Genomic DNA, 11,449 nt, shown 5'->3' with positions numbered 1-11,449 from the left:
TAGATGAGTCATAGCTCAACAAATATACTATAAATCTCGCTTTTTTAATAATTTGTATGAGAAGTAAATGAACAAAAATGTCCAGACTAAAACGATCAGAATTGCGGAATAACTTACGCTATAATCAATATCTGTTTCAATTCCCATTTGTGTGCCAATAGTTTTAACTACAGATAATCTTGGGGCAGGATTAACAATTAAATTAGACATGGATTCTAAAGGTAGAAATTGTGTAATTTTCTCATCGGTATCGCTGTCTGGGAAAATTTTAAATGCCAATGTACCTCGTATTATTCCTTCGATTATATTCCAAACTAAAAGAAATCCTAAAGCAAAAGCCGAGCGTTTTACTAAAATTCCCAAGAACAAACAGAATGAAAAGAATCCTGTAAGTTTTACAAAAAATGCTAAAAGATAATCTAAATCAGAAAAAATGATTCCAAATTCATTGTAAGAGGAAAAACTTAATCCGAGAATCAAGCTCATTACAAAAACAAAAACGGTAGAAACAAAAGCAAAAAGAACAACGGTCAGGAATTTCGACAATATAAATTCCTTTTTACTTAAACCATCAATTAGATTTTGTTTTAAAGTTCCATAACTATATTCGTTCGCCATCATTGACACGATTACAATGGCAAGGAAAAACTTTAGCCAAGCGGCAACATAGGTATTAAAATGCCAGATGAAAGGAAAATTGAAAATTCCCATTTCGGCTAAATGAAATTTAAACGGACCGATATCAAATTTTATTGATGCAATCAAGGCTATAAAAGAGAGTAAAATAAAATAAGCCAAAGTCAGGATTTTGCTGGCTTTGTTTTTCCAGATTTTTTGAAGTTCTATAGAGATAAGTCTGTTCATGGTTTAGTTTTTTTGGATGATGGCGTTTTTGGTTAATTCTAAAAATTGTGCTTCCAGGCTGTTTTTGCGTTTTACCAAATGATTTAAAACGATATTTTTTGAGAATAAAAACTGATTTAAATCGGAAGCGGATAAATCTGATTTTAGGTAAACCAAAACTTTTCCGTCTTCGTCCTTAATTTGTCCAACAGCCGGATGATCATTCAAAATTGATTTTAGAACCAGATTGTCATTCGAAGAAATTTCAAAAAAGCCTTCATTTGCCGACATTGCATCAACAGAACCTGAATATAAAATTTCGCCTTTTCTTAAAACAACAACATGTGAGCATACTTTTTCGACCTCGTCTAATAAATGCGAAGCCAATAAAATGGTTGTTCCCTGCGATGCAATTTCTTTGATAATATCACGAATCTGATGAATTCCCTGCGGATCTAAACCATTTGTTGGTTCATCTAAAATTAGGATTTCAGGATCATTCAACAATGCCGAAGCAATTGCTAAACGCTGTTTCATTCCTAATGAAAATGTGCTGAATTTGCTGTCTTTTCTTTCGGTCAAACCCACAAGATTCAGTTTTTCTTCAATTTTAGCGTAATTGATGCTTTTAATTTTGCAGACTAATTTCAGGTTTTCCTCAGCTGTCATATAAGGGTAAAAGTTCGGGCGCTCTATAATGGCTCCTACTTTTTTTAAGGCTTCATGCGTTTGCATTTTTCCGTCAAACCATTTATAACTGCCTGCTGTTTCGTTTACAACATTGAGTACAATTCCTAAAGTGGTTGATTTTCCGCTTCCGTTAGGGCCAAGAATTCCGTAAACGTGACCTTTTTGAATGCTGAAAGAAACATTTTTGAGTGCCTGAATGCGCCCATATTGTTTGCTGAGATTTTCGATGGTAAGGATGGTTTCCAAATTTTTTCGGTTTTAGTTTTTAGTATGACGAATCAACTTTAATATTGTTACGCTAAATTTTATTTAATGTAAATTTGTATTAAAGATATTCAAAATGAGCGAGCCTTTGATGGTTTTAAAAAAACCGACATACCCTTTAACACAAACGCTTTTAAGTTATTTGGACAGATACGAACGTATTTCGAAAGTTTCTGTTTTTTATGATGACTTGTTGCGATTTTCTGGCTCAATCAATGTTTATGATAAGAATGAAACGGATACATTGTGGATTCGCGTGTATTACAACGAATTTGAAAGAAATGAAATTGATCTGAATCTGAAGAAAATTTATTCGCTTTTACATTCGGATGGAAATATTGAAATTATTCAGTTTTTAAATATTGACGCTATTGATTACTGTACTTTCGGAAACTCAAAGCCTTTCAGAATTAAGGTTCGAAATATTCTGAATGACAATTACGTTCATTTTTATATCAAAAAAGCCGATGCTTCCAGAATTTATGGTTTGGAACTGGAAGATATTCTTTCGCCTGATAAAATCAATTTTTTGGTTTATAATGATACTTTGATTGAAGAGCATATTATCGGAATTCCTGGTGATGTTTTTATGGATACTTTGCTGGATAAATGTACCGAAATGGAAAAAGCGCAAATAGCAAAGGAGTTTGTAAAGTTTAATGAGCGTTGTATGATTCGTTTGTTAGGCGATATGCGGGCTTATAATTATGTCATTGTGCCAATTCACGATTTTGATCAGGTGGTTTACAAAATTCGCCCGATTGATTTTGATCAGCAATGTTACGAAGGCAATTTCAAAGTGTATCGTCCGCAGTTTTTCAAGGAAAATTATCCAATGATTCAGCTGATTAAAGAAAAATTAGAAGAACGTTCAATAATTCAATACAAAGATGAAGAACGCGCAATTTTGGCAAAACGTATCCATTCTGCCGAAACCAGAATTAAAAAATTATTGAATATAATGTGTCACGATACGATTTCAACGCAAGAACATTTGAATCAGCTTAAAATGGAATTGTACCGATACACTAATGATATGAAATTCAAAAACGCCAAATCAATGGGACATATCATGCAAGCTGCGTTTGAGTTTATTACGCGCAATTTTAAAAATACTAATTTAGTTTAAAAGTTTTTGCCACAGATTACACGAATTTCACCAGTTAAAGAATTGAAAAAAAAAACATTTAATCTGCGAAATCTGTGGCAAAAAATAAAAATGCAATCTTATGAAAAAATCCTTTTTAGTAGCCGTTTCCATTATTTTATTAGCTTGTCAGCAACAGACAAACAGTGATTTGAAAACGCTTTATTCGCTTCCAAAGAAATTAAAAGAAGTTTCAGGAATAACCTATTTTCCAGAAACAAATATGATTTACACTTTAGAAGATAGTGGAAATAAAAATGCTATTTATGCAATCGATTCTAAAGGGAAATTAGCCAAAACCATTACGATTTCAAATGCCACAAATGTTGATTGGGAAGATATTACAAAAGATAAATCTGGAAATATCTACATTGGAGATTTTGGAAATAATGATAACAAACGAAAAGATTTGTGTATTTATAAAATCGCAAAAAATCAGCTGAATAAAGATCTGGCTTCCGCCGAATATAAAATTTCTTTTTCGTATCCGGAACAAACGGAATTTCCGCCAAAGAAAAAAGAAATGTTTTATGATGTTGAAGGCTTTTTTGAAAAAGGAGGCTATTTTTATCTTTTTACAAAAAACCGAAGCAAAGGTTTTGACGGAACTGCTTTTATTTACAAAATAAAAAATGCAAAAGGAACTCAAAAAGCAGTTAAAATTGGCGAATTCAAAACCTGCAGCAATTACAATCATTGTGTACTCACCAGTGCAACAATTAGCCCCGACGGAAAAAAAGTAGCCTTATTAAGCCATGATAAAATTGTTTTATTTAAAGATTTCAAAGGCGATTTATTCCACAAAGGAAAACAGACAGAAGTGAGCCTAAATCACTTTTCACAAAAAGAAGCTGCAGTTTTTAGAGACAACAATACGCTTCTAATCGCCGATGAAAAAGCCGATAAAATAGGAGGAAACATGTATGAATTTAAGCTCTAAGGTTCTGAGGTTCTAAGATACTAAGCTACTAAAGCTTTAAGCTTTTATTTGAAAAAAAACAGCCAGGAATTCATGAATTCCTGGCTGTTTTTTAATGCGCTCTAAAGAAAAAACCTAGAACCTTAGCAACTTTTTTTAAAAGCTGTACGCCGCTCCAAAAATAATTCTTCCCGGTTCATCAGGAGATTGAAAATATGATATTCTAGCAGTTACAAGATTAATAGCATTCAACCATAATCCTCCGCCGTAATCCTGATGCCATTTTCTTGAATTTTCACCGTCAAGCCAGATTCTTCCGTAGTCAAAACCGCCTAGAATTCCGTATGTTAATGGAGCAACAGTTTTGTGGATTTTTCCAAGAGTGAAACGCAAGTCACTACTTTGAGAGAAGTAAGAACTTCCTAAAAAGCGTTCGTTTCTGTATCCACGTAAATCAGTGTCGCCTCCTAAAGCTGCACCATGATAAAAGTCGAAATTGTTGTTTAAAATTGCTTTTCCTTTAAGGAATGTTGCTAAAACTAATTTTCCGTTATGATCAATTCTATGGGTAAAGCCTAAGATACTTTCAAGAGTTGGAAAATTCTGCTTGGTGTCGCTTAAGTTTGTAGTCCACATTCCTGAAAGCATAAAATACATTCCCAAAGTAGGTTTTGCCACAAAATCAGAATTTTTGAAAACATATTTTACTCTCAAGGCACCATAAGTTTGACTGTCAAATACATTCGGATTTACAATTCCCGGAATATCAATAAATCGGTCTTCAGTTTCCTCGACAGTCATTTTTTGAAGAATTGGCTGTATGCTGAATTCACTTCCAAAACGCCCCACGTGCCTTGCAGCACCTGCAACATTAAATTTTCGAATTCGCACTCTATTATAATCCATTCCAAATTCCTCGTCATTATTTACAGTTTCGTTTCCGTAACCAAAATAATTCATCGCAAAGTTTGGCGTTGTATATTGTGCATCAACATCAATAACCCATTTCCCTAGCAATCCTGGAAAATGCGCTGCATAGTTAAATTCTAAACCTCCGGTAGCGAAGTAATAAAAGGCGTTAACAGTATGTTTTTGCGTATAAGGATTCTGTTTAAAATTATTTACAGTATAATTTAAGTTAATACCCACTTTTACGCCATCATCTGGATTATATCCAATATTTGGCAAACCGGAAATGACATTATATTTTGGTTTTTCATAATTGTATAAGTTCACATCATAATCGTCTGTAAGCTGTGTTTGAGCTTTAGTCCCGAGGCCTCGGGAAAAGTTGTATGTGTTTTCTTTTGATTTAAAATCATAAACAATAACCTTTCTGCCGTTTTCGATATTGTAAGTGTCATTGTTTTGTCCACCAATCAAACGAATTTTAATATTCGATTTATGATTTCCTTTTACTTCAAAAATATCATTGTCGTCCAAACCATAAACCCATAAGTTTACTGTTTTATCATCAGTTACTGTTTTGGTGTAAACCAAATCGTCACCTTCTTTCTTAATTCTGAAGACCTGAATTTCGATGCTTTTTTTAGCATTGTGATTGATTACAAATTTGTCTTTTTTATCAGTTCCTGCAATCATTACCGTACGGCTCAAAACATCAAAATATTCCGAAGCATATTTTTGAAGATCTTTCTTTCTACTTTTTAATTTCTGCTTAATTTCATCAACGGTCTCGTCCTGAACTTCCTTTGGCATGTTATTAAATGCAGCATCAATATCAGCATCTGATAAATTTTCCTGAATATATTTTGCTTGTTCGATCCAGTCTTTTTCTTCAGCCGTTCTTAAAAAAGCCAAATCCATTGGATAAGGTTCTCTTCCAAGCCATTTTACATTGATTCTGTCGCCTTTAAAAGTTCGCATATGACGAAGTGGTGGCATATTCATAATAAGCGAAAGTAAAGCGCCGTCGTATTTCACAAAAGCCTGGTCGCGGTCACGCGGAATTGGCTTGTAAATAACTTTGTCACCTACTTTATATTCGCCCCAGCGCCATTGATCACTATGTCGGTCCCAGTCACCAATCAATATATCAAACAAACGGGCTTTTATATATTCTTTTTGATCGACGGAGTATTTTTCATCTTTGTGAAGATTCATCATCATATCATCTGTACTGATAATATTGGATGGATTTCCAAAATTCTTCGCATCCAAATGATTATCTGCCGGACGTTCTTCAACCATATACAGCTGATCTCCAAAACTGGCATTAAACTCTTTCAGTCCTTTTTGTTTCGGAATATAATATAAAATCGGATTCGTGTGAGCAAGTCCAATTTGATCCGACATACTTCCTGTTACATAGGGAGCATAAGGATGTGACGTCGTATAGAAATCATATAAAAAGTTTTCGGTATAGGTTTTTTCAAAATCGTTTACAATATATTGATCTTTAAAGGCAACGGATTGTAAAAATACTGTTGCGCTTTTTTTCATGGCTCGCATTACATATTCACGTCCTTTAGGATCTGACATTCTTAACGAAATAGATTGATGTCCGCCCCCTTCGCGAATCGGTTTCAAACCGCCCATCAATGTATCTACAGTAGCAACTCTGGCTTCTATAGGTGTGCTGTAATATTTTCTATAATGTTGTCCGAATAAAAATCTGTGAAACATACTTTTATCCGTCATATCTTTTGAGTAGATGGAAGTCGTAATTTTTGGAGGGAAAGTATTCGGAATATCGGCTGCCCAGTTAATCTCTTTCGCTTTTATGATTTCGTGTTCAAAAAGCAGTTTTTCTTTGTTGTTTTCATTTCCAAAATAAGAAACTTTAGCGTCGCCACTTTTAAATAAAGTCAACGTTGCGTACCCATTTCCGCCATATGAAAAATCATTTTCACTAATAGCACGTGCAGCTTCCGATTTTGATCCAGCACCACTGATAATCTGTTGAATATTTTCTTTACTGATGTATTGCAGATTATGATCGTGTCCAGAAACAACAATAACATTTTTCTGTTTTTGCAAAAGTGTTTTTATTCTTTTTGCGTAAATTGTATATTGCTTATTTTGAAGATCCTGCGGACTTGCGCCAGATGTTTTTCGCAATAAATTAATGAAAGAACCAATAATAGGAAGTGGAATTTTTTTCTCTAGCGGAAATAATTGTTTTTCCATTGAAAACTGTCCGCCGTGCGTTCCGTTGCTCAATAACGGATGATGGATCGCCAGAATTACAGTTTTCTCTTGATTTTTATTTAAAATGTTTTCGAGTTCATCAAAAAAAGCTTCTCTGGTTTTAATGTCGCAATTGTCGTTTATCGTTGGATGATTGTTCCAATCTTCTAAAAACCATTCGCTGTCAATTGTAACTAACGTTGCAGTACTGTCAATTTTCACATCTTCAATAGGACAGGTTTTTCTTGGCAGAAATGCTTTTTTGTCATTTAGATATTTAGTTACAAAATCAGCTTGACGTTCCAGGCCTTTGATACCGCTGTACCAGTCGTGGTTTCCGGGAATAAAAATGGTTTTTCCTTTAAAACCTTCAGTTAATTTTAGTTGATTGGTCAATTTTGTTTCGGCTAAAGCTTTGTCGTCAGCATTTTTATCTGCAGGAAAACCTTTCGGATAAATATTGTCTCCCAAAAATAATAGTGTCGATTTTTTACCCGATTTTTTTAGCTTTTGATGCAAAAGCTCTAGTGTTTGCTGGGCTTGTTCTTCATCAGCATTTCCGGCATCTCCAACTAAATAAAAGGTATGAGCAATTTTTATAGTATCAGTTGCGTTTTCTGTTTCGTTGGCGCTTACATTTTTTCCGTATTGTGCCTTGCGCGTTGCACAAGAATATAGGAGGGCTATAGCGATTATTGCCAAAGAAAAGTTTTTAATCTTGGCAATAAAATGATTATCCAAAAACAATTTCATAATTTAGTGGTATTAAAAATATTCTTTATGAATCTAATAGAACAATGCGAAGACTTCGTCAGTAATTTACTCAAAGATAAACTTTCTAATTTATATTCTTACCATAATTTTAACCATACTTTAACTGTAGTTACTGCGGTAAAAGAGTTGTGCAAAAAAGAAGATGTTAATGATGATGATAAAAAAGCACTTTTAGCGGCTGCATGGTTTCATGATACGGGATATATTGAAGGTTATGAGCATCACGAAAAAGAAAGCGTAAAAATTGCCGAAGCTTTTTTAAAAGAAAAAGGACAATCTGAGGAATTTATAGCGAAAGTTTCCAGTTTAATTTTGGCAACGACCAAAGAATATGTGCCTGCAACGCATTTGGAAAAAATTATTAAAGATGCTGATTATGCCCATTTAATGGGAACAGAATATGTGACAACTTGCGAATTGCTTCGTTTGGAACTAAAAAATACGGGTATTGCAAGTTTTTCAAATTCGGAATGGACAAAAGAGAATTTGAATTTCCTATTGAATAAACACCGTTTCTATACAGATTATGCATTAAGAAAATGGCAACCTTTAAAAGAAAAAAACCTGATTTTAATTCAGAAAAAAATTAACAAACAGGAATTGAAAGCGGCATCGGCAATTGATGAAGAAAATAAAAAGAGAGAAAAAGCTGAAAAAACCGAAAAACCAGAACGTGGAATTGATACTTTGTTTCGCGTTACACTTGGAAATCATACACGTTTAAGTGGTATAGCCGACAGTAAAGCAAATATTTTGTTATCTGTAAATGCTATTATTATTTCGATTGCACTTTCGTCCATTATTCCAAAATTAGATAGCCCGAAAAACGCGCATTTGGTAATTCCGACATTTATAATGTTGATGTCGAGCGTAATCACAATTATTTTCGCCATTCTTTCTACAAGACCAAAAGTAACTTCAGGTTTTTTTACGCGAGACGATGTCGAAGCTAAAAAAGTGAATTTGATGTTTTTTGGAAATTTCTACAAAATGCCTTTTGAAGAATACAATTGGGCAATGAATGAAATGATGAAAGATCGCGACTATTTATATTCAACAATGATCAAGGATTTGTATTATCTGGGATTGGTTTTGCAGAGAAAATATAATTTACTGCGAATTGCCTACAACCTTTTCATGATTGGAATAATTATTACTGTAATCGCTTTTGTAATTGCTTTTAAAGAAGTTAGCGTATAAAAAAAAGCTCAACTAATTTAGTTGAGCTCATCTAATAAATCTTGATAAGTGATTTTTTTTGCTGTTGGATTTACAGTATTATTGATCACTTTTACACGAATGGCTCTCAAGCCTGAAACACCTTGCAAATCTTCTACTTCAAACTGCTCGATCGCAGGTTCAAGTATTTTTTTGTGTTGTAAATACTTGATATATTTCAAATATTCAGTTTCTTCATTGTTTTGAGAATAGACAATCGTAATTTTTTCTTTCTCGGTAATTCGTTCTTTAGTTCCTTTAATGTTTGATTTGTCAATTCGTTTTTTAACGACTTCATATCTTGCATTATAAGTTCCATCAACATCAAAGCGTTTTTCATCCATTCTGAAACGAATAGAAAGTGGCGCACTGAAAACTAAAATTAAAGATGTAACATCTAATTCATACGGAAGCGATTCTTTAAGCTGATGATGCTCCAATTCCATTTCGCATAATGTTTGTAATTGCCATAATCTCAGATTGTGCAAATACATGATATCGAAAGGTTTTGTTGGCGAAATTGAAGCTCCGATGTATAAATTATGCTCAACACCATCCGTTTTAAAACGTTCGTAGTAATGCGGATAAATTTGTTGTGCGTCTAATTGTTTTTTATCTAAAACCGAAGCTAATTTTTTGTTGATGATCGACATTGCGTTATCAAACTTTTTTCTTTCCTGATAAAACAAACCTGTTTTTTCGTCAAGACTTTCAAAATACAAAGCTTCTAATTTTTCGTTTTTGGCACTACCTTTTGTATTTTTTAATATCGGATGAATTTCTTCTTCAATATAACGTTGAATATGTTGTTCAGTATCTGCTTTTAAAGGGAATTCCAATTCGCTTCGAAGCGATTCCAATTCAAATTTTCTTTGTTCCAAAAGTACCAGATTTGTATTTGGCTTTTGGTTGTCAAAAATTTCCAAAAGAGCCGTAAGTTGATTTTTTAAGTCAATTTTTACGGTTTCATTTCGATGCTCAGATGAACCTTTAATATCGATTTGTCCGTATAACGGATATACATTTTTAAAAACAATTTCTTTAAAAATATAATCTTTTGTGTGATTGATATTTTGAAAATAATTCTGTGATTCTTTTCGGAATTTCCAATAAACGCTCGGGTGAATCGTAGTGTATTCACGCTGGATAATCGCCTCAATCTGATGCTGCATATCGGTATTGTAGCGATCAATTGTATCGGTTAAATACGGAAGAATCAATTCCAGTTTTGTCGCATTGACACTATTTAAATCTCTTGGATGCTCAGAAACTAATTCTACAACACCCAATAATTGTTCGTCTTTCATGACTGGCGCAAAAACACAGCTTTTGATGCCTTGTTTTAGTAAATGCTCGCCAAGTCTTTTATTTGGAGATTCTTCAATGAATTTTTCAACATTCGAAATCACAAAAGGTTCTTTATTGTGCAAAAGATTTTCAAATGAACAGCCAAAAAAAGCATTTTTGCAATCGACTTCTTCATCTGTGTTCAAAAGAAAACTTTGCATCTGATTATCAAACTTTACAGGCTTAATGAATTTTTCTTCTTCAGGATTATAAATAATGAAACCTACTTTTAGACTTGGAATTTTAAAAATAGATTTAAAAATAGCAAGTATGATTTCATTTGAAGAAGCCGCTTCAGAATCAGGTTTTAATAAATTACTTTTCAGATTTGAAATAGCACTTTCGGTTGTTGCATCAAATAAAGAAACCATTCCAAAACCTTTTAAAATCCAGCTCCGTTTTGGGAATTTAGATTTCCATAATTCAATATCATTGTAATTATCAATTAATTGGTCAATATCGTCCTGCGTTAATTCTACGGCTCTTTCTGTTGGAGTGATTTCCATAAAATCGGCATTGTAGAGAATTCTATAATGTTTTTCAATCCCTTGTTCATCCGGAATATCATAAAAGAAAGGCTTATTGAAATCAATGTTCTGATTGTAATAATAGGCCAATATTAAGCAACAGTTATTGATATAGAATTGATGATCATCAAAATCACGAATTTCCATATCGAATTCGTCTCCTGCATTGCGCAGAATTTTCTTGAAACGCTCTGTATAATTAAATGATAAATTTTGGAAAGGAATTGTAATCGCTTTTATTTCGTTATGCGTCAATGCAGTCGGAAATAAATCGGCAACTATATTTTTGATTAAACCTTCGTTGTTTTTAATGATATTATAATCATGAATTCCAGTTCTGAATTCCGGAAAAGGCTCAACTTCTTTTAAAATCGCTTTGGCGTAGTTAGATCGATAATCAACATCTGATAAAGCAATCTCCTCAAAGGACTCAATTAATTTATGGAATGAGATTATGGTTTCGAAAGGGCTTTCATGTGGTAAAAGACGTTCCATGTGTTTTTGTTTTTAGGAATTACAAAATTAAGCAAATATTAAGAATCGCCGACATTTTACAATTTCTTTCGCTTA

7 protein-coding genes are annotated in these 11,449 nt (G+C 33.2%); 3 read left to right on the top strand and 4 right to left on the bottom strand.

The window, feature by feature from the left end:
- Positions 1 to 27 precede the first annotated feature (27 nt).
- Entirely contained in the window at positions 28 to 864 is an 837-nt protein-coding gene (locus GQ47_RS09765) for an ABC transporter permease (protein WP_035647739.1), read from the bottom strand.
- 3 nt (positions 865 to 867) lie between these two features.
- Complete coding sequence (locus GQ47_RS09760) at positions 868 to 1,779, bottom strand: ABC transporter ATP-binding protein (RefSeq protein WP_035647736.1); 912 nt, start codon at positions 1,777 to 1,779, stop codon at positions 868 to 870.
- A gap of 94 nt (positions 1,780 to 1,873) precedes the next feature.
- On the opposite strand from GQ47_RS09760, the gene GQ47_RS09755 reads away from it, so the two are divergent.
- Both GQ47_RS09755 and GQ47_RS09750 read left to right on the top strand, forming a co-directional pair.
- Positions 1,874 to 2,926 carry a hypothetical protein gene (locus GQ47_RS09755; RefSeq protein ID WP_035647734.1) on the top strand — a complete coding sequence of 351 codons (1,053 nt, stop codon included), beginning with the start codon at positions 1,874 to 1,876 and terminating at the stop codon, positions 2,924 to 2,926.
- Between the two features lie 100 nt (positions 2,927 to 3,026).
- Entirely contained in the window at positions 3,027 to 3,884 is an 858-nt protein-coding gene (locus tag GQ47_RS09750) for an SdiA-regulated/phytase-like domain-containing protein (RefSeq protein ID WP_035647731.1), read from the top strand.
- Positions 3,885 to 4,019: 135 nt separating this feature from the next.
- On the opposite strand, the gene GQ47_RS09745 is transcribed toward GQ47_RS09750, so the two are convergent.
- Entirely contained in the window at positions 4,020 to 7,766 is a 3,747-nt protein-coding gene (locus tag GQ47_RS09745; RefSeq protein WP_035647728.1) for a metallophosphoesterase, read from the bottom strand.
- 27 nt (positions 7,767 to 7,793) lie between these two features.
- Here GQ47_RS09745 and GQ47_RS09740 point away from each other — a divergent pair, with 27 nt between their 5' ends.
- Entirely contained in the window at positions 7,794 to 8,987 is a 1,194-nt protein-coding gene (locus tag GQ47_RS09740; RefSeq protein WP_035648158.1) for a Pycsar system effector family protein, read from the top strand.
- Between the two features lie 17 nt (positions 8,988 to 9,004).
- On the opposite strand, the gene GQ47_RS09735 is transcribed toward GQ47_RS09740, so the two are convergent.
- Entirely contained in the window at positions 9,005 to 11,374 is a 2,370-nt protein-coding gene (locus GQ47_RS09735; RefSeq protein ID WP_035647725.1) for a GAF domain-containing protein, read from the bottom strand.
- Positions 11,375 to 11,449 lie beyond the last annotated feature (75 nt).

This window comes from Flavobacterium sp. ASV13 (genome assembly GCF_000745775.1).
Lineage (GTDB): Bacteria > Bacteroidota > Bacteroidia > Flavobacteriales > Flavobacteriaceae > Flavobacterium.
Note: the sequence above shows the minus strand (reverse complement) of the source record. Positions and strands in the feature narration are given on the sequence as shown.